We start from the raw sequence: 19,164 nt of genomic DNA on the forward strand, positions 1-19,164 counted from the left end.
ATTACATGTACTCAGTAGCACAGTTTGCCAAGCAGGTGGGCGTCAGCGTGAAAACCTTGCAGCGCTGGGATCGGGAAGGCCGTCTCAAAGCGAAACGAACCCTTTCTGGGCGGCGCTACTATGATGAGGCCGATCTGGCTACGGCGCTCAACCTTCCTCAACGGCCAGCCATCCGCCGAACGGTGGCCTATTGCCGGGTGTCGAGCCCTGCTCAACGGCCGGATTTACAGAACCAACGGGCCGCCTTAGAGCGTTACGCCGTTTCCAAGCCACTGGTGGTGGATGAGTGGATCATGGAAATCGGGGGCGGCCTCAATTTTGAGCGCAAACAGTTTCTCAGGCTTGTAGACGCCATTGTCGAGGGAGAGGTTTCGTGCCTGCTCATCGCCCATGAGGATCGGCTGGCTCGCTTTGGCTTTGCTCTGCTCAAGCATCTGTGCGAGACTCACCACACGGAATTGGTCGTGATGAACACCGAGACGCTCTCGCCCGAACAAGAGGTAGTGCAGGACTTGATGAGTATTGTCCACGGTTTTAGCTCACGCTTGTATGGCCTCAGGACGTACCGCAAAGCCTTAGAGGAAGCGCTCAAGGATGAAAACCGCGCACAAGATCCGGATGAATCCCACCCCTGAACAGGTGGAGTATCTCAAACGAGCCTGTGGCACCAGACGTTTTATCTACAACTGGGGACGGGAACAATGGGAGAAGCAGTATCAGGCGTATAAAGCTGAGCAGGAAAGCGTTCCCGAAGAGCAGCGCGTGCTCACGCCTCCCAATGCGTTCGCGCTCAAAAAACAGTTCCACCAGATTCGGGAACAAGACTATCCTTGGACCTACCAGGTCACCAAATGTGTCGTAGAGGGAGCCTTCGACGACCTCAAGAAAGCGTATGACAACTTCTTTGCAGGCCGAGCGAACTACCCGCAGTACGAGAAAAAGGGGAAGTCGCACGAGTCGTTCTATCTCTCCAACGATAAATTCACCTTGGGGAGCCATTGGATCTCGATCCCCGGGCTTGGTCGCTTCATCCTCGATCAACGCCAAACGAAGAAGGACCGAGGCAAGCTGCTGCGCAAGCTTGGAACGGTCAATCTGGCAGAAAAGCTGCGCTTTGTCGAAAAGGGGAAGGCAAGCGTTCCCACGAAGAAACGCAACCAGCGCAAGCAGGTCGTGTGCGAACGAGTCAAGATTCTGGGGGGACCGTCAGCTGTGAAGCAGGCCACTGGTACGTCTCCATTCAAGTAGACATCACACGGGAGCGTCCCAAAGCTCCCGAACCAGTGGTGGGGGTGGATGTGGGCTTGAAGCAAGCTGCTGTGGTGAGCGATGGACGCAGGCTTGAGAACCAAAGGCCATTAGCGCTCCATCTCAAGAAACTCGGCAAGCTGCAACGCAAGCTGTCAAAGAAACAGAAGACGAAAGACCTTCAAACCAAGCGAACCGTATTTAGCAAGCAGTATGAGAAGCAACGACTCAAGGTCGCGCGCAAGCATCAGCAGATCGCCAACATCCGGCGGGATGTCCAGCACAAGTTCACGACCGAACTGGCGCGAACCTGTGGGGCCATCGGCATCGAAGACCTCAACATCCTGGGGATGATGGCCAACCGGAAGCTCTCGCGTGCCGTGGCCGATGCCGCGATGGGGCAACTGTTGCAGTTTTTGAAGACCAAAGTGGCCAACGCCGGGGGCGATCTCTTCATCGCCTCGCGCTGGTTTGCTTCGACCAAACGCTGTTCGTGCTGTGGGCAGGTCAAAAAGCGCATGCCGCTCAAACACCGCACCTATGAGTGCCTGGCCTGTGAACTGGTCATCGATCGGGATCTCAATGCCGCCTTAAATTTGCTGTGGTTCGCAACACAACAGCTTCGCCAGCTTCACGCGTAATGCTGGCCGTCCTGGAGAGTGGCTACCGCCGGACGTAAAATGCCTGGGGAGTTGATGTGAGACCGAAACGGGAGGGCCGATCCAAAGGTTCCCGTGCGCTGGCTATCGACGATGAAGCAGGAAGAACTGACCGCTTGAGGGTGAGTTCGCGCACTTTCGAGTATGAGAAAGGTAGCAGGCTACGCCACTGGACATTGGTGGCCTCGTCAATACGACTGCCCAGATGGGGACCGGTAGCCTGACGTACTCGCAGGAACCAGACCAGCAGGCTGATACCTGGGAAAAGAAACGTCGCCATCCATTTCGGCCCATAGCTATTGGCATGTCCGCCGCTCCAATGAATAGGCACTGTTGCGGGTAAGAACGGGTACGCGAAAAGCGCGATCAGCAGTTGAAGAACGATAATTGCCCAGATCAACATATTGGTCGAGTTGCGCCACCCGGGATTGGGGCGTGGTAGGATTTTGTCACTGGTGCGACTGGGATTATTCATGCGTTTTCTCCAGAGGTTGGTCAGAACAAGGTTCCTCTTCGGTGGTGAAGAGTGTTTCATCCTGTAAATCGGCGGGAACGTGCATGTTCCCAAACCAGCCAAGAACCTCCATCATGAGATCTTGAAAAACGGTGGTATTCAACGAGTAGACCTGAAATTGCCCGCGGCGTTCAACACGCACCAGGTTTGCCAATTTAAGGATGGTCAAATGATGCGAGAGAAGTGATCGGGTAACGCCAGCCTGCTCTGCGAGATCTCCCACTGTATGTGCTCCCTCCCGCAGACACTTTAAAATTCTCCGACGTGTGGGGTCAGCGATCGCCTTGTATGCTTCTTGCATCTCCATGCATTCCTTTTCTCATTGAGAGGCCTGCTAGTATTTCAATATATATTGAAATACTAGCAGGTCAGGGTGAGAAGGTCAAGAGGCAAGACTTACGCGCCGTCATGCTGAAGACGCGCCCTGACTGGAATCTCTTTACCCTCACCCAGTCCTACTTTTAAGCCAAAACTTATCCTTTTCTAAACAGGTACTCAGGCATTCGTGCATCTTATCGGATAGTTAACTCGTGTCCATAGTAGAAAAAGTTGCATCATCTATTACAAGGTATCATCTATGATTACATTTGTAACCCGAGAAATATTTGAGAGGCCAGCATATATTCGCCTTCTCGCGAATTCCTCGGATAAGTCGAAAGGGGTAACATCATGATTGGTAGCATTCTCTGGGCCGCCGTGGTCATTCTCTTTGTTCTGTGGCTGCTTGGTTTCGTCTTGCACATCGCAGGTGGCTTGATTCACCTGCTACTGGTGATTGCCGTCATCGTGGCCCTGTACAATCTCTTCGTGGCTGGCCGTTCACGCCGCACCATTTAGCCTGCAACTACTCAGCAGAGCAGGAAAAGCCTTTCTGGTGATATAGGCTTGCAGAGAGAACCCATCGCACGCATCTTATGCTCGATGGGTTCTCTTTGCTGCATATATAAATTCTCACACGCAAAATTTCGGCACGCTCCTCAAATTCTTTTCGCATAGAACTACTTCATGCAACAAAGGGGAGGAGAGGATGCAAATTGCACCCTCTCCTCCCCTTTTATCGAGCACACGTGAATGGTTATCACGCACCCTCTACACTACACGAGCTTATTTGTACGCGTTTGTGTTGGCGCAGGCAGGATCGCTGGACTTGTAGATCTTAGCCCAGTCTCCAGGAGGAGTCAGATCCTGAGCGTTATCCACAACACCTTGAACACATGTCTTAAGGACATAGACCGTGGTACGCTGATCGAAGGGAATCCAGGCTGCATCATCGACAAGTTGCTGCTCAATCTGGTTATACTGGGCGATACGCTCTGTGGCATTCTGATTGACATCAGCTTTCAACATGAGCTCCTGAGTCTGCTGCTGGACACTGAGATCCTTCGCTTTACCCATACCGTAGTTGTTCTCGTTGTTGGTCGAGCCCTTACCAAAGAGCAGGGTCAGCCAGTCCTGAGGATCGGGATAGTCCGCGATCCAGGCAGCGGCCCACATCTGCAATTTGTCATTACCTACGGTACCCGATTCATCGGCGAGGCGCTTGTTGAAGTCCTCGTCGTTGATGGTTACGTTAACGCCCAGAGTGTCTTTCCACTGCTGCTGCGCGAACTCGAAGAGGTTCTTAGAGGTCTGAGAACCTCCAGTTGCCACCGTCATGGTAATGGCGGGGAAGTTGGCAGTCGTGTAGCCTTCCTCTTGCATGCCTTCCTGGAAGAGCTGCTTGGCCAGGGTCTTATCGCCCTTAGTGCTGGTTACACCACCGGGAGCCTTCAGGTTGGGATTGTAGCCAGGCATACCCTGGGGCACGATATGGTTAGTCGCCAAACGCACGCCCTTGGTAATGCTCTTCTCAATCGCACTCTTGTCGACGGAGAGCGCAAAGGCCTGGCGGATCTTGACGTTATTGAAAGGCTTGGTCAGCCAGTTCATGGTAAAGTAGTCGATAGCCAGCTGAGGAGCCTGGCGGAACTGCTTGTTGGCCAGAGCACGCGCCTCATCCAGGTTGGGGGTTGGCACGCCAGCCTGGTCCAGCTGATTGGTCTTGTAAGCTTTGTAAGCTGTCTGCGGGTCTTTGTAGAACGCGTACACGACCTTCTTCAGCTGTGGCTTGCTACCCCAGTAGTTAGAATTGGGTACAAAGCTGACATACTTGCCAGAGTTGTGCTGGTCCAGTTTGAAGGGGCCAGAGCAACCACCCTCGCTCAGATGCTTCAGGAAATCGGTATCGCCATACTTCTCTACAAAGCTTTTCTCTACGACATAGGAGGTCGAGTAGGTCAGCGCCTGCAAGAAGTACTGGGCATTGCTATTGGCCACAATCTTAACTGTTGTGGGATCGACAGCAAAGATGCTATCGCCAATCAGTGTGGGGACCTTGCCCGCAAAACGCTTGTCCGAGTCTTTAATAAGCCCCAGATAGGAGGGCGCAACCGTCGACTTCAGCGAAGGCTTGAGCGCGCGGTCAATGCTATAGACCACGTCATCAGCGGTAATGGGGTTGCCATCGCTGAACTTGAGATTAGGACGCAGAGTAAAGGTCCAGGTCAAACCATCACTAGACTGTTTCCAGGACTGAGCCAGTTCGCCATAGACCTTCAGGTTGTCGTCGAGCTGGACCAAGCCCGTGAACATCATGTCAAGAGCAGTGATAGAAGCCGAGTCGGTCGAAAGCGCGGGATCAAGCGTCGCGACATCCGATAGACCACTCAAAGGGATGACATAAATTTGCTTGTCATCAGATAGTTTGCCACCAGTTGTGTTACCACCCGAGCTGCCACCGCATGCTGCAACGAGCACGGCGAGCAGAGTCAGGAGCAACGGCAAAAAGAGTGTCACACGTTTCTTGCCAGACTGCATCAAGTACATTCTCCTTAGAAAAGCATACAAGGACCATGTTTTGCTGAGATAGTGAAGAGTATTATCGCCGCTTAAATTATCTTTTCCCGGTGATAAACCAATTCATCGCTAAAACTCTTCTCTATCTACAAACATGTAAATATCGCTGCCACTATGCGAGACAAACATAGACAAGAAAATCCGTCTTTCTTGCCCCTCACCATTTTCATATCCTTAGAAAGGGATACTACATTTACACAGCGTAATATATATACGCCACGAGTTTGTATAATCTCTCGCACAAATCCCCAAAAATCAAATTTCATTCTCTCTAATAACGTATCTAGCTTTGTCTTCCATCAAGTTATCTATAATATAAAATATAAAGGTAATATAATATCAAGTACCTATGCAATCAAACCATCTCATTAACAATTATTAATGTGTTATCAGATCTGCGCTTCCATTTTTTAACAATTTCATGCTTAAATACTTTAAATTTGAGATATATTTACATCCAGAAGCCTTGTACAAACCTGCATCACAAGCGCATTTTACAGAGCACTATTCCACAATAAAGAGAAGAGGAGAGGGTGCAATCTGCACCCTCTCCTCTTCTCTTTTGTCAAGCGCATGTAATTGAAATCGTCACATACCCTCTTTGCGATACGAGCTTAGTAAGCGCTCGTGTTGGCGCAGGGGGAATCGCTGGTCTTGTAAATCTTCAACCAGTCCTTAGGAGGAATCTGGTCCTGCGCGTTGTCCACGATACCCTGGACACAGGGCTTCAGGACATAGCTCAGGGTACGCTGATCGACAGGCATCCAGGCGACATCATCGACCATCTGCTGCTCGATCTGATTGTACTGAGAAATGCGCTCGGTGGCATTCTGGTTAACATCAGCTTTCAGCATCAGGTCCTGGATCTGCTTCTGTGTCGCAACGGTCTTGGAAGTCCCCATACCATAGTTGAGTGAGTTATTGGATGAACCAGCGCCGAAGAGCAGGGTCGTCCAGTCCTCGGGATCAGGATAGTCCGCACCCCAGGCCGCGAACCACATCTGCAGTTTACCATTGCCTACGGTATTGGAGACATCATCCAGGCGCTTGTTGAAGTCTTCATCGTTGATGGTGACCGTAACGCCCAGAGTATCTTTCCACTGCTGCTGCGCGAACTCGAAGAGGTTCTTTGCAGACTGTGAGCCACTGCTAGCAACCGTCACTGAGATAGCGGGGAAGTTCGAGAGGGTATAACCCTCTTCCTGCATGCCCTGCTGGAAGAGTTGCTTGGCCAGGGTCTTATCGCCCTTGGTGCTAGTCACGCCTGCCGGGCCCTTCAGGTCGGGGTTGTAGCCAGGCATACCCTGAGGTATGATATGGTTGGTCGCCAAGCGCGCACCCTTGTTGATGCTCTTCTCAATCGCGCTCTTGTCAACGGCGAGAGCAAAGGCCTGGCGGATCTTGATATTGTTGAAGGGCTTGGCCAGATAGTTCATCGCAAAGTAGTCGATGGTCAGCTGAGGAACCTGGCGAAACTGCTTATTGGGCAGAGCACGCGCCTCATCCAGGTTAGCAGTTGGCACGCCAGCATTGTCCAGCTGATTGGTCTTGTAAGCTTTGTAGGCCGTCTGCGGGTCTTTGTAGAAGGCGTAGACGACCTTCTTCAGCTGAGCCTTACCAGCCCAGTAGCTATTATTGGGAACAAAGCTGACCTGTTTGCCGGACGTGTACTTTTCCAGCTGGTAGGGACCAGAACAGCTACCCTCGCTCAGGTGCTTCAGAAAATCGGTGTCGCCATACTTCTGGACGAAGCTCTTCTCCACAACATAAGAGGTCGGGTAGGTCAACGCGTCGAGGAAGTATTGCGCATTCTGACTGGTCACAATCTTGACGGTCGAGGGATCGGGGGCAAAGAGGCTATCATTGATCAGCGTCGGAACCTTGCCCGCGAAACGCTTGTCCGAGTCTTTCACCAGGCTCAAGTAGGCTGGAGCCACAGTCGACTTCAACTCAGGTTTGAGGGCACGGTCGATGCTGAAGATCACGTCATCAGCAGTGATGGGGTTGCCATCGTTGAATTTGATTCCCGGACGCAGTTTGAAGGTCCAGGTCAGGCCATCACTGGAGGTGGTCCAGGACTGAGCCAGTTCGCCATACACCTTCAGATTATCGTCGAGCTGGACCAGGCCAGTAAACATCAGGTCAATCGCGCCGATCGAGGGGGCGTCGGTCGAGAGCGCGGGATCAAGCGTCGCGAGATCCGACAGGCCGCTCTCGGGGATGACATAGACCTGCTTGTCATCAGATAGTTTGCTACCAGATGAGCCACTGCCTCCTGAATTGCCACCACATGCCGCGACAAGCACGGCGAGCAGGGTCAGGAGCAATGGCAAAAAGAGTATCCTACGTTTTTTGCCAGACTGCATTAAGTACATTCTCCTTAGAAACGCATACAAGGACCATGATTTGTTGAGATAGTGAAGAGTATTATCGCCGCTTAAACCATCTTTTCCCGGCTATAAACCAGCTCACCACTGGACCTCTTCTCTACTACAAACAAGTAAATACTGCTGCCGTATGCGAGACAAACAAAGACAAGAAAATCCGTCTTTCTTGCCCCCACCTTTCCATATCCTTAGAAATGGATACTACGCTAACACAGCGTAATATATATACGCCACGAGTTTGTATAATCTCTCGCACAAATCCCCAAAAATCAAATTTCATTCTCTTTAATAACGTATCTAGCTTTGTCTTCCATCAAGTTATCTAGAATAGAAAATATAAAGGTAATATAATATCAAGTACCTATGCAATCAAACCATCTCATTAACAATTATTAATGTGTTATCAGATCTGCGCTTCCATTTTTTAACAATTTCATGCTTAAATACTTTAAACGCGAGCGATGTTCTCATCCAGAAAGCTCGTATAAATCTGCATCACAGGCTCATTTTACAGAGCACTATTTCACGACAAAAGAGAAGAGGAGAGGATGCAAGTTGCATCCTCTCCTCTTCTCTTTTGTCGTGCGCACGTGACTAGTTGTCACATACCTTCTTCGCTACACGAGATTAGTAAGCGCTCGTGTTGGCGCAGGAGGAATCGCTGGTCTTGTAGATGTTGGCCCAGTCACCAGGAGGAATCAGGTCCTGCGCGTTGTCCACGACACCCTGAACACAGGGCTTCAGGACATAGCTCAGGGTACGCTGATCGACAGGCATCCAGGCGACATCATCAACCATCTGCTGCTCAACCTGATTATACTGAGCAATACGCTGAGTGGCATTCTGGTTAACGTCAGCTTTCAGCATCAGGTCCTGCATCTGCTTCTGAATCGCGACGGTCTTGGAAGTCCCCAGACCGTAGTTGGGTGAGTTACTAGCCGAACCAGCACCAAAGAGCAGGGTCGTCCAGTCCTCGGGATCGGGATAGTCCGCACCCCAGGCCGCAAACCACATCTGCAGTTTGCCATTGCCTACGGTATTGGAGACATCATCCAGGCGCTTGTTGAAGTCCTCATCGTTGATGGTGACCGTGATACCCAGGGCATCTTTCCACTGCTGCTGCACGAACTCGGCGAGGTTCTTACCAGCGGATGAGCCACTGGTGGCAAGCGTCAGCGTGACAGCGGGGAAGTTAGAGGTGGTGTAGCCCGCCTCCTGCATACCCTCCTGGAAGAGCTGCTTAGCCAGGGTCTTGTCGCCCTTGACACTGGTCACGCCTGCCGGACCCTTCAGGTCGGGGTTGTAGCCAGGCATACCCTGAGGTACGATATGGTTGGTCGCCAGGCGCGCACCCTTGTAGATGCTCTTTTCGATAGCGCTCTTATCAACGGCGAGAGCAAAGGCCTGGCGGATCTTAATATTGTTGAAGGGCTTGGCCAGGTAATTCATCGCGAAGTAGTCGATGGTTAGCTGAGGAACCTGGCGGTACTGCTTGCTAGGCAGAGCACGCGCCTGATCCAGGTTGGCGGGTGGTACGTTGGCCAGATCCAGCTGGTTGGTCTGGAAGGCTTTGTAGGCCGTCTGTGGATCTTTGTAGAACGGGAGGACAACTTTCTTTAGCTGTGGTTTGCTACCCCAGTAGTTGGAGTTGGGTACAAAGCTGGCATATTTGCCAGAGTTATACTGGTCCAGTTTGAAGGGGCCAGAGCAACCACCCTCACCCAGGTGTTTCAGGAAAGCGGTGTCGCCATATTTCTGGACAAAGCTCTTCTCTACGACATACGAGGTCGAGTAGGTGAGCGCATCAAGGAAATACTGCGCATTCTGGTTGGTAATGATCTTGACCGTCGAGGGATCGGGGGCGAAGAGGCTATCGTTGATCAGCGTGGGAACCTTGCCCGCAAAGCGCTTATCCGAGTCTTTCACCAGGCCCAGGTAGGAGGGGGCCACCGTTGACTTCAACTCAGGCTTGAGGGCGCGATCAATGCTGAAGATCACGTCATCAGCGGTGATGGGGTTGCCATCACTGAATTTAATACCAGGACGCAGTTTGAAGGTCCAGGTCCGGCCATCCTTGGAGGTGGTCCAGGACTGAGCCAGTTCTCCATACACCTTCAGGTTGTCATCGAGCTGGACGAGGCCTGTAAACATCATGTCAATCGCGCTAATCGAGGGGGCGTCGGTCGAGAGCGCGGGATCAAGCGTCGCGAGATCTGATAGACCTGCCGTCTGTGAAGCATTCACATAGACCTGCTTGTCATCGGATAGCTTGCTACCAGTTGAGCCACTGCCTCCTGAATTGCCACCACATGCCGCGACAAGCACGGCGAGCAGGGTCAGGAGCAATGGCAAAAAGAGTGTCACACGTTTTTTGCCAGATCGCATTGAGTACATTCTCCTTGAGACAGTATGCAATGACCATTTTGTGTTGAAATAGCAAAGATTGCTGCATATCATCGCTTAAATTAGCTTTTACGACCTTACGTCAGCCATATACCAGGAAAAACCTGGTACCTCTCTCTATTTCTTTGTTTGCTTGTTTGCAAATGCAACTGTTTCGATATTAGACCAAGAAAGGCGGGGAAAACCAAGCGTTCTAGTCCACACCTTTTTCATATCCTTAAAAAGGGGATACTCTAGTAACATAGTATAGTATATATACGCCATGGGTTTGCATAATCTCTCACATAAAAAATATAAAAAATAAAACCCATACACTTTAATAGAATATCCTATCGCATTTTTTCATTATATTGTCTACAATAAGCACCAGAAAGATGCTCTATTATCTAGTAGCGATATAAGCAAACAGACATATTTGCTACTATTTCTATGCATTGCTTGTTAGCTTTTCCCATTTGTAGGCTATAATACATTTAAATGTCTCAAAGTAGTGGTGTGTTGTACACTGATGACTCGCTACTATGCGGGGTTTCAGCCAAAACTCGGTGAGGAGTGCCAGGTATGCCTCCACTTTTACGTCATTCGCTGCTCTACCAATTAGTAAGCGTCTATTTACTTTTTGTCATTGTAGTTCTCGTCGGGGGAGCAGGAATAAACACTGTTATTGAGCAACAACAGCGTGAAGCCGTTCAGGCTTCTGACCAGGCCCTGGCTCAAGAGATTGCGCTTGAGACAAATCTTCATTTACGCGATTCTGAAGTTTCACTGAGCACGCTTGGACACCTGGCTATGCAGGCCAGAACATCCCAGGCTATTATGCAACTCTTTCAGACTTACCAGACGGCGCGTAACGATGTAGACCATGTATACTGGCTTGATCCACTTGGCCTCATTCAAACTTCCTATCCACAATTGAAATCCAGTATGGCGGTCGAATTTTCGCCACCAGATGTAGTTCCACGCGTACGTAATACAGCCAATCCTGTCATAGAGGTAGGCATCGCCGTCGAAACAACCTTTAACGCGGGCGTCATCATTGCTGCCCCCATACACGATAACCATGGCACGCTTGTAGGCATCATTGCCGCCAGCCTCTCACTCTTCGAGTTGAGCGAACCTTTGCAAGCTGTCGTTAAAGCGCAACAGCTCCAGCAACATCAACTCCAGATTAGCATTATTGACGCCCGTGGTGAATTGGTGGGGACTCCCGATCACCCGCGTCTCCTGCAAACTGTCCTTGATGAACTGCCAGGTGCGGACCTGGCCCTACAGCATCAAGGGAACTCACAACTTGGAACCGGGCTTGATGGACAGAGCTGGCTCTTTAGCTCGGTTCCAGTTTCTGATATTGGCTGGGCAGTGGTCGTTCAGCGTCCAGCCTCTGAAGCGCTCTATGTCGTGACTCAACTGCATCTCTGGCTTCTTACAGTCGCGCTCATCTTCACTATCGGCGGCCTGCTCTTCTGGCTCCTGTTACATGGGCGCGTTATTCGTCCTCTACATACCCTGGCGATACAACACCAGGCTCTACCCTCCTCGGAACAATCTATCCCGTCCCATGCCACCCAACTCGCCAGGCGCGCGGACGAAGTTGGCTACCTGGCACGCTCACTCATCCGCCTGGAGCGCGATGGCCTGGCCAAGCTGGGCGAACTCCAGACACTGCTTGAGACCTCAAGCGTCGTCGTGGGCTCCTTAGAACCGCAGGCGGTGGTAGGGAAAATTATTCGCGAGGTTCGCCGCCTGGTAGATGTACAGGCCGCTGCGGTACTGCTGCCAGACGAGCAAGGAGTCTTACATGTACTGGTAAGCGATGGGCATAACCGGCGCTATAATGATATCCTCTCCCTGGCACCCGAAAATGTGAGCTCCTCAGCCGTCCTGGCCCTCCACTCTGGCCGACCTGTGCAAAAGTTGCTCAGCGCAGAGCCAGCGCCTTCGCTCTCATATGACGAGGGCTTCCGCTCGGTGCTGGCGGTCCCCATTATCAGCCACCATGCAGGTGGCGTGGTCCTGCTGGTCCATCGCACTCAACCCCAGCCCTTTAACCAGAATGAGATCGATCTCCTCCTGACATTCGCCAACTACGCCACCCTGGCCTGGGAGCACGCCGTTCTCTATGAGCGCAGTGACGAACGGCTACGTGAGGTAGCGCGTGAGAACGCCCAGCTCTATCAGCAGGCTTCGGAGGAGAAACAGAAGCTAGAGGCAATTATGGAGAGCATGAGCGATGGCCTGGTGTTGACAGGTATCGATGGAACCGTGCTCTACGCCAACCCGGGCGCCAGCTCTATCACCAGCCTGCCCATTACAGAACTTGAACGTCATCCTATACAGGTCCTCTACGAGGCGCTTTCCCGATCGACTATGGAGCCAGAGGAGTGTGCGCGAAAGATGCTCCAGGCCACTTCCGCCGAAAAGCCTGAACTCCTCATTGAGCTTGAGCGACACGCACAACGCCAGGTCATCCACCTGCGTTTCTTTGATGTGGGTGACGAGGCGGGGCGAACTATCGGACGGGGCCTGCTGTTACGTGATGTAACTCGCGAGCGTGAGATAGATGAGTTTAAGACAACACTCCTGGGCGCGGTAGGGCATGAATTGCGCACGCCTCTGGCAGCCATCAAAGGCTACGCCTCTACCCTCCTACAGGAAGACGTTATCTGGCCCATTGAAGACCAGCGCCACTTCCTGCAAACCATCAGTACCAGGGCCGACTACATGGCACAACTTGTCAGCAACCTGCTGGACCTCTCCCGTCAGGAGGCAGGACTCCTACTACTCAATCGCGCCCCGGCAAGGCTACAGGAAATAGTCACGCACACTATCGCGGAAGCCGAGCATCCGGGTGTGACGGTAACCACGCGTATCCCTGACGACCTGCCTCTCGTAGATATCGATAGTGGACGCATAGAGGTTGTGTTGCGCAACCTCGTCATGAATGCCCTGGCCTATGGTGAGGGCGAGATACATATCTCAGCAAAGCTACAGGAAAAGGCGGTCATTGTTGCAGTCACAGACAACGGCCCAGGCATCGCGCCGACCGAGTTACCACATGTATTTGAACGTTTCTACCGCGCCCAACATGGTCGGCAACGCCATTCAGGAGGTACCGGGCTCGGCCTGGCTATCTGCAAAGCCTTTATCGAAGCTCATGGAACATCTATCTGGGCCGAAAGCGCTGAACAGGGAACAACGATCTCGTTCACCCTTCCACTCCCCCTTCCGGCGGGAGAAGGCCCACATAAGTAGCACGGGATCTACAATTATTAACGTATCTAAACAAAGGGGAAAACCTATGCCAGCAACCCTAAAACGTATTCTGCTTGCCGAGGATGAGGAGGCGCTACGAGACTTTGTGAGCCGCAATCTGCGCGCGCGTGGCTTTGAGGTCCTGGAAGCCAGCAATGGTCTTGAAGCTATGGCCTTGTGGCAACAGGAAGCTCCCCACCTGCTTATTCTGGATGTCATGATGCCGCGTATGGATGGACTCGAGGTCTGCCAGCGCGTGCGCCAAAGCTCTACCGTACCTATCATTATTCTCACTGCGCTTGATTCAGAGCGCGACAAAGTGGCGACGCTCGACCTGGGCGCGGACGACTACCTGACCAAGCCCTTTGGAGTGGAGGAGCTTCTAGCCCGCGTACGTGCTGCCTTGCGCCGCACAAATTGGGAAGAGACAGGATCACTGCCAGCCGTCAGCAGCGCCAAACACTTTGGTGAGCTCGAGGTCGACCTGGCGGGACATGTCGTACGCTTGCGGGGTGAAGAGGTTCGCCTCTCGCCAACCGAGTTCGCGCTGCTGAAGCAACTGATCACCAACGCGGGCAAAGTACTTACGCATCGCATGCTCCTCCAGAGTATCTGGGGGCCAGAATATGGCGATGAGGCCGAATATCTTCGTGTCTATATCAACCGCTTACGCCACAAGCTGGAGGCTGACTCAGCCAATCCGCGCTATCTCCTCACCGAGCCTGGCGTCGGCTATCGCTTCGTCACTTCTACCAGCAAATAAAGAGCGCGGTGACCGCCAGCAAGCATGGCCCCTACAACCTGGCGAGCACCAATAATTTGTAGGGGCCATGTTTGCATGACTCACCTGCCCAGCGAAGGACGATCCAGCCGAAATGGCTGAAGAGCAGAGGGAAGGAACCCGTCCATTGCCGCTGTGGCTAAGAGTTGCCCGAAGCGGAGACCGAACGGCATCCCATGACCAGTAAAACCGCCAACAAAGAAGATCTGTGGAAATGTTGGCGCGACATCAACAATCGGATGCATATCCTGCGTACATCCCAGGATTCCTGCCCAACGCTGTACCACGCGCAGTTGAGGGGCAAGCAATGGGAAGATCCGTGGCAACACCTGCTCAATCGCCTTTTGTACCGGGATTGTTGGCACACTTTCCCAAATACCAACCCCTGCGTTTGGGGCAACAGACCCGCAGCCTCCAATCAGAATATTGCCAGAAGGAGTTTGCTGCATATATTCGCCCGTGTTCATGTGGACACTGAGTGCCATCGGAAAAATGGGATCAAGCGCCTCATAGGCTTGCATCTGCTCCAGAACCGGGACAATAACATTCGCTAGTTCTGGCAATAAGGCACTCGTCCAGGCATTGATTGCAACAATAACCCTTTGTACAACCAGGCTCCCCTGCGAAGTTCGCAGGCGGATATGTGCTCCATCCTGTTCGATCTTATGAACTTCTGCCTGATAGGTTTTTGCGCCATGGCGCAACGCTGCCTGGACCAGGCCCTGCACGAGCCGCGCAGAGTGGAGGAGGCCCTGTTCTGGCAGAAAACGCCCACCAAGGATCTCGGGAGCAAGTAGTGTGTTGATCATCGCTTGCACCTGTGCTCGCTCAAGCCACTCTGCGGAAAATCCTTCTGCTCGTAATAGGTCCACTTCCTGGCGTTGTTCCTCACTCTGGGCTTCAGTTAGAGCCAACTGGAGCGCACCCGGCTCCCGGTAGTCACACGCGATCTCTTCCTCCTGTAGCACCTGGCGAAGCAAGACGCGATTTTCATACGTGATGTCCATCACGGCACGAGCGGTTTGATGTCCAAGGCGAGCAATGGCTTCAGGATAAGACCCGGCGGTACCTGCTCGAACAAACCCACCATTGCGCCCTGTCGCGCCATCCGCAAGTGCTGTGCGTTCGAGCAAGACAGCATGAACACCCGCTCGTGCTAACCAATAACAGGTTGCAGCGCCTAAGAGTCCTCCACCAACGATGGCGACATCTGCCACTGGCGGCAGATCAGTGGGGAGAGAGAAACGTGGAGCAGTATGTTGCCAATAGGAGACGGATTCTGGGACCATTATATATATCCTTTCACTCTTTACAAGATCAATTGAGATCAATCTGGTTCTGCGCCTTGTTTCTGTAGCAGGCCAGTAGGCCAGATGCCCATTCTATAACGCTCGCCCGCAGTTCTCTCGGTTCCACTACTTCAGCCATGGGACCCAGACCCAGTAAAGCCGTGCGGGCTGTCTCCATCGTTTCAAAGACCAGGGAAACCGTTTTCCATCCAGAGACATCTGGTTCTGAGCGCAAAAGGCGGTCGCTGAGAGCTTCCCCAAAAAGCTGGAGAAGGCTAGGTAACGTTGCAACAGAAAAACAAGAGCAAGTAAGCAATCAAATTTCAGAGCGGTTCTCCTTTGCTGCCAGAACGTGAAACCTGCGCTTAGTATAGCAACAATCCCTGACAAAAAGTGTCAAGGACCGATCATCTTCGATGGTTGTCAAGTACAATTTGGCTGGTTTGTCTTCTTCATTCAAGAGACGTACATCCAGTGGAGTATGATCCAAAAAAATTCACGAGCAGGGAGCCAACCACGCGGTTGGCTCCCTGCTCGTCGGAGGATAAGGTTTACGTATATTGATACATATACAGGGGAAATGACGTTTAGCTGTTGGCTTTGTCGGTGAACTCGTTGGTGTAGGTCTTGCTCAGATCAATCGTCTTGCTTTTAACAGCAGGCTTGGTCTGATTCGCTACGTTGAGCACCGCTTCAGGACCACCCTGAGGCATTTTGCCATCGGGGCTATAAATCGCGTACTGATTCTTCAGTGCCGTAATGTAGAGGTCCTTGTCGCCAGCATAGTAATCGGCAGGCATCTGCGCAGCAATCTCTTCCGCGCTATGGGTATGAATCCACTTCATGGTCTTCACATATGCGTTGACCAGCTTCTGGACGGTGTCCTTGTGGCTGTTGACATACTCATTCTTCATGAAGACACAGATGAAGGGGTAAGGGCCACCCAGGGCAGCCGAGGTCGACTCAGGTGTGCGCAGGTCCACCAGGACGTTACCAATGCCCTTGGTAGTCAGGCGTGAGATGGTCGGCTCGGTGGTCATACCAGCATCGATACGCCCCTGCTGCATCGCCGCGATAAAGGTATCGCCAGCGCCCACAGGAATAAAATGGACCTGGTCCTGCGAGATACCAGCCTTGGCCAGCAGCGCAATCGTCAGGTTCTGTGTACCCGAACCTAGCTCGGTCACGCCCAGGTTCTTGCCTTTGAGATCGGCGATGGACTTGATCTGACCCGCTTCTTTAGCAGAGACAACCTCGGCCTCGCCAGGAGCAACATCGAGCTGTACTACGCTCTCCATGCCCTTGCCGGCGGCCTGGAGATCAATGGTATGATCATACGAACCCGAACCAGCGTCTACCTGGCCCGCGAGCACCTGGTTCTCGGAAGACTGACCGGACGCCTCGTCGATCAGGGTCACATCCAAGCCGGCCTGATCAAAATACCCCAGGCGCTTGGCAAGCATGTTTGGCAAATAAATCTGCTTACTCAGGCCACCAACCATGATTGAGATATGCGTCTTGCCCCCGCCGCTGCTACTACCGCTATCACCGCCACAGGCGCTGAGAACGAGAGCCAGGGTCATGCCCAGCATTAAGCTGACCCAGACGCTGCGCTTCCATGTTTTCATAGGGTTTCTCCTCTTTCATCTTTGATAAATATACGTGCAAAGATAGCGCTCCTTTGCGCATCTTAACGTATGCACCTCATACATCACGGCTTACTTCTTCTCCGAAAACCCTGAGCGCAAAGCGCTAGTCACGCCAGTGACGTTAGGTTTCGGAATAAGATCTTAGATGGTGACATCCTTCACCGTGTTTGGTCGCCAGGTAATCAAGCGATTCTCTAGCGCGGTCACCAGGAACTCCATGATCAGGGCTACGGCCGCGAGAATCGCCATTGCCGCGAAGACACCGTTAGCGTTAAAGTTCGCCTGCGCGGACTCGATCATCAGGCCCAGGCCCTCGGTCGAACCGATAAACTCACCAACTACGGCACCTACCAACGCGAAGCTGAAACTGGTATGTAAGCTGGCAATAATCCAGGTCAGCGCTGAGGGAATGATAACTTCAGTCGAGACCTTTCGGCTGCTCGCACCAAGCAGACGAGCGTTGGCGATCAGGTTACGATCTACCTCACGAACGCCCTGGAAGGCATTGAAGAAGACAATAAAGAAGACGAGCACGACGGCAAGGGCAATCTTGGATTGGATGCCCAGGCCCAGACCAATGGCAAAGATTGAGCCAAGCACAACACGCGGAATGGCGTTGGCGGCCTTAATATAGGGGCTGAGAATATCGGCCAGAAAGTGGTTGCGCCCCAGGACGACACCGGAGATAACGCCCAGGACGACACCAATCACGAAGCCAATGAAGGTTTCCTCAAGCGTGACGCCGATCTGGACCCACAATGGCCCCTGCGCGGTCCCCTGGGTTACCCAGGTGACGAGCTGCACCCAGATACCCGAGGGCTGTCCCCAGAAGAAGGGGTCGATAATATTCAGGCGCGAGAGCAGCTCCCAGCCACCGACGAGCACAACCAACAAGCCAATGCGCAGGATGTTAACGATGATGCGCTGACGAGTTCTGGCCTGGCGTGCTTTCGTCACAATGCTGGCCTCAGCCTCATTTACTGCCATCTCAGGCGTTCTGCTTATTTCTTTCATAGCTAATGACCACCTCGTTGCGAAGAGCTTCCCAGATTTCTTGATACAGATGGACAAAATGCGGATCAAAACGGATCTCCGTCAGGTTGCGCGGGCGCGGCAGGTCTATGTTATAGATACCTTTGACGGTTGCAGGGCCGGCGGTCAGCACACAGACCTTGTCGGCCAGGGAGATGGCCTCTTCCAGGTCGTGAGTAACAAAAACGACAGAGGCCGAGGTGGCAGACCAGAGGTTTAGTAGCTCATCCTCCATCAGGATGCGCGTCTGCACATCCAGGGCGCTGAATGGCTCGTCCATCAAAATAATCTGTGGCTCGTTAATAAGGGTCTGGGCCAGGGCCACACGTTTACGCATACCGCCTGAAAGCTGATGGGGATAGCGGTCCTCAAAACCAGAGAGGCCGACGCGGGCGATCCAGTCGCGCGCACGTTCAAAGGCCTCGGCCTTGGGAACACCACGGAAGAGAGGGCCGGTCGCGACATTGCGCAACACGTTTTTCCATGGGAAGACCGCGTCCGACTGGAAGACATAGCCGATACGAGGGTCGATGCCCTGGACGGGATTGCCCATCACCTCGACCTCGCCAATGCTTGGCTTCTCCAGGCCAGAGATCAGACCCAGGGTCGTCGATTTACCGCAACCAGTGGGACCAACAACGGCACAGAACTCGCCGGGCTTTACACTGAGGGAGAGGTCGCGTAAAGCGGTATATGCCTGGCCATTTGGCGTCTGAAAGCGCTTGGTTACGTTGCGCAATTCAATGGCAGGCGTCCCCAGGCCCGACTCAGATTGCAGAGTAGTTGATGTGTTTGTCATAGAGAGAGTAATTTTACCCAACCCCTTTCTTGAATGGTCTGCTGGCACCACCTCGTGCTACCAGTTCAAGTCGTTCTTTTATATGAGCACAATTGCTTTTGAGCTAATGGGTTGTGGTTGTGTACACAGCGTACAGGCGCGCCTGCCTTCCTTATGCAAAAACACCTGACATATTCGATTTTTCCTTGTTATACTCTTCTTGCTAAACTAGGCTAGAGGCGGAAAGCAACTGCTGAGCTATCGGACCATTTCTTCG

General features: G+C 52.6%; 13 protein-coding genes and 2 pseudogenes. 5 read left to right on the forward strand and 10 right to left on the reverse strand.

The features are described 5' to 3' along the window. Positions 1-5 precede the first annotated feature (5 nt). Together KTE_RS41960 and KTE_RS41965 are read left to right on the forward strand one after the other, a co-directional pair. Positions 6-635, forward strand: coding sequence for an IS607 family transposase (locus tag KTE_RS41960; protein WP_201378212.1), 630 nt, complete (start codon positions 6-8; stop codon positions 633-635). Continuing rightward, positions 595-1,889 (forward strand): annotated as a pseudogene (locus KTE_RS41965) (RNA-guided endonuclease InsQ/TnpB family protein). Before KTE_RS41960 ends, KTE_RS41965 begins: the two are co-directional and overlap by 41 nt. 22 nt (positions 1,890-1,911) lie before the next feature. On the opposite strand, the gene KTE_RS41970 reads toward KTE_RS41965, so the two are convergent. Continuing rightward, positions 1,912-2,382, reverse strand: a complete 471-nt coding sequence (locus KTE_RS41970) for a DUF1648 domain-containing protein (protein ID WP_201392678.1) — start codon at positions 2,380-2,382, stop codon at positions 1,912-1,914. 112 nt (positions 2,383-2,494) lie between these two features. Next, positions 2,495-2,722, reverse strand: a pseudogene (locus KTE_RS50305) (metalloregulator ArsR/SmtB family transcription factor); the annotation flags it as partial. 368 nt (positions 2,723-3,090) lie between these two features. On the opposite strand from KTE_RS50305, the gene KTE_RS41980 reads away from it, so the two are divergent. Continuing rightward, a complete protein-coding gene (locus KTE_RS41980) occupies positions 3,091-3,258 on the forward strand; it encodes a lmo0937 family membrane protein (protein ID WP_201392682.1) in 168 nt (55 codons plus the stop codon). A gap of 267 nt (positions 3,259-3,525) precedes the next feature. Here the strand turns inward: KTE_RS41980 and KTE_RS41985 are convergent, their stop codons facing one another. From KTE_RS41985 to KTE_RS41995, 3 genes are all read right to left on the reverse strand, one after another. Further along, entirely contained in the window at positions 3,526-5,277 is a 1,752-nt protein-coding gene (locus tag KTE_RS41985; RefSeq protein ID WP_201392684.1) for an ABC transporter substrate-binding protein, read from the reverse strand. Between the two features lie 653 nt (positions 5,278-5,930). After that, positions 5,931-7,682 carry an ABC transporter substrate-binding protein gene (locus KTE_RS41990; RefSeq protein WP_201392686.1) on the reverse strand — a complete coding sequence of 584 codons (1,752 nt, stop codon included), beginning with the start codon at positions 7,680-7,682 and terminating at the stop codon, positions 5,931-5,933. A gap of 648 nt (positions 7,683-8,330) precedes the next feature. Continuing rightward, positions 8,331-10,088: an ABC transporter substrate-binding protein gene (locus KTE_RS41995; protein WP_201392688.1), complete on the reverse strand. Its 1,758-nt coding sequence runs from the start codon at positions 10,086-10,088 to the stop codon at positions 8,331-8,333. Between the two features lie 579 nt (positions 10,089-10,667). Between KTE_RS41995 and KTE_RS42000 the strand changes: the two genes are divergently transcribed. After that, the gene (locus KTE_RS42000) at positions 10,668-13,358 is read left to right on the forward strand and encodes an ATP-binding protein (protein WP_201392690.1); all 2,691 of its coding nucleotides are present in this window, start codon (positions 10,668-10,670) and stop codon (positions 13,356-13,358) included. A gap of 46 nt (positions 13,359-13,404) precedes the next feature. After that, the gene (locus tag KTE_RS42005; protein WP_201392692.1) at positions 13,405-14,121 is read left to right on the forward strand and encodes a response regulator transcription factor; all 717 of its coding nucleotides are present in this window, start codon (positions 13,405-13,407) and stop codon (positions 14,119-14,121) included. An 80-nt stretch (positions 14,122-14,201) separates the two neighbouring features. On the opposite strand, the gene KTE_RS42010 is transcribed toward KTE_RS42005, so the two are convergent. The 5 genes from KTE_RS42010 to KTE_RS42030 all read right to left on the reverse strand — a co-directional run bounded on the left by KTE_RS42010 (position 14,202) and on the right by KTE_RS42030 (position 18,908). Next, positions 14,202-15,428 (reverse strand): FAD-binding oxidoreductase, encoded by a 1,227-nt coding sequence (locus tag KTE_RS42010; protein ID WP_201392694.1) that lies wholly within the window; start codon positions 15,426-15,428, stop codon positions 14,202-14,204. 28 nt (positions 15,429-15,456) lie between these two features. Beyond that, positions 15,457-15,744 (reverse strand): WYL domain-containing protein, encoded by a 288-nt coding sequence (locus tag KTE_RS50310; protein WP_374226873.1) that lies wholly within the window; start codon positions 15,742-15,744, stop codon positions 15,457-15,459. 271 nt (positions 15,745-16,015) lie between these two features. Further along, on the reverse strand, positions 16,016-17,056 hold the full coding sequence (locus KTE_RS42020; protein WP_201392697.1) for an ABC transporter substrate-binding protein: 1,041 nt from the start codon (positions 17,054-17,056) through the stop codon (positions 16,016-16,018). 162 nt (positions 17,057-17,218) lie between these two features. Beyond that, a complete protein-coding gene (locus KTE_RS42025) occupies positions 17,219-18,064 on the reverse strand; it encodes an ABC transporter permease (RefSeq protein ID WP_236600974.1) in 846 nt (281 codons plus the stop codon). A gap of 1 nt (position 18,065) precedes the next feature. Next, positions 18,066-18,908 (reverse strand): ABC transporter ATP-binding protein, encoded by an 843-nt coding sequence (locus KTE_RS42030; RefSeq protein WP_201392701.1) that lies wholly within the window; start codon positions 18,906-18,908, stop codon positions 18,066-18,068. Between the last annotated feature and the right edge of the window lie 256 nt (positions 18,909-19,164).

Source organism: Ktedonobacter sp. SOSP1-85, from assembly GCF_016587415.1.
In the GTDB taxonomy this organism is placed as follows: domain Bacteria; phylum Chloroflexota; class Ktedonobacteria; order Ktedonobacterales; family Ktedonobacteraceae; genus Ktedonobacter.

Excerpts from the sequence above, each read along its gene's own strand:
- KTE_RS42030 (WP_201392701.1), bottom strand. The coding sequence starts at position 18,908 with ATGACAAACACATCAACTACTCTGCAATCTGAGTCGGGCCTGGGGACG.
- KTE_RS41960 (WP_201378212.1), top strand. The coding sequence starts at position 6 with ATGTACTCAGTAGCACAGTTTGCCAAGCAGGTGGGCGTCAGCGTGAAA.
- KTE_RS42005 (WP_201392692.1), top strand. The coding sequence starts at position 13,405 with ATGCCAGCAACCCTAAAACGTATTCTGCTTGCCGAGGATGAGGAGGCG.
- KTE_RS41980 (WP_201392682.1), top strand. The coding sequence starts at position 3,091 with ATGATTGGTAGCATTCTCTGGGCCGCCGTGGTCATTCTCTTTGTTCTG.
- KTE_RS42025 (WP_236600974.1), bottom strand. The coding sequence starts at position 18,064 with ATGGCAGTAAATGAGGCTGAGGCCAGCATTGTGACGAAAGCACGCCAG.
- KTE_RS41970 (WP_201392678.1), bottom strand. The coding sequence starts at position 2,382 with ATGAATAATCCCAGTCGCACCAGTGACAAAATCCTACCACGCCCCAAT.
- KTE_RS42000 (WP_201392690.1), top strand. The coding sequence starts at position 10,668 with ATGCCTCCACTTTTACGTCATTCGCTGCTCTACCAATTAGTAAGCGTC.
- KTE_RS41995 (WP_201392688.1), bottom strand. The coding sequence starts at position 10,088 with ATGCGATCTGGCAAAAAACGTGTGACACTCTTTTTGCCATTGCTCCTG.
- KTE_RS42010 (WP_201392694.1), bottom strand. The coding sequence starts at position 15,428 with ATGGTCCCAGAATCCGTCTCCTATTGGCAACATACTGCTCCACGTTTC.
- KTE_RS42020 (WP_201392697.1), bottom strand. The coding sequence starts at position 17,056 with ATGAAAACATGGAAGCGCAGCGTCTGGGTCAGCTTAATGCTGGGCATG.
- KTE_RS41990 (WP_201392686.1), bottom strand. The coding sequence starts at position 7,682 with ATGCAGTCTGGCAAAAAACGTAGGATACTCTTTTTGCCATTGCTCCTG.
- KTE_RS41985 (WP_201392684.1), bottom strand. The coding sequence starts at position 5,277 with ATGCAGTCTGGCAAGAAACGTGTGACACTCTTTTTGCCGTTGCTCCTG.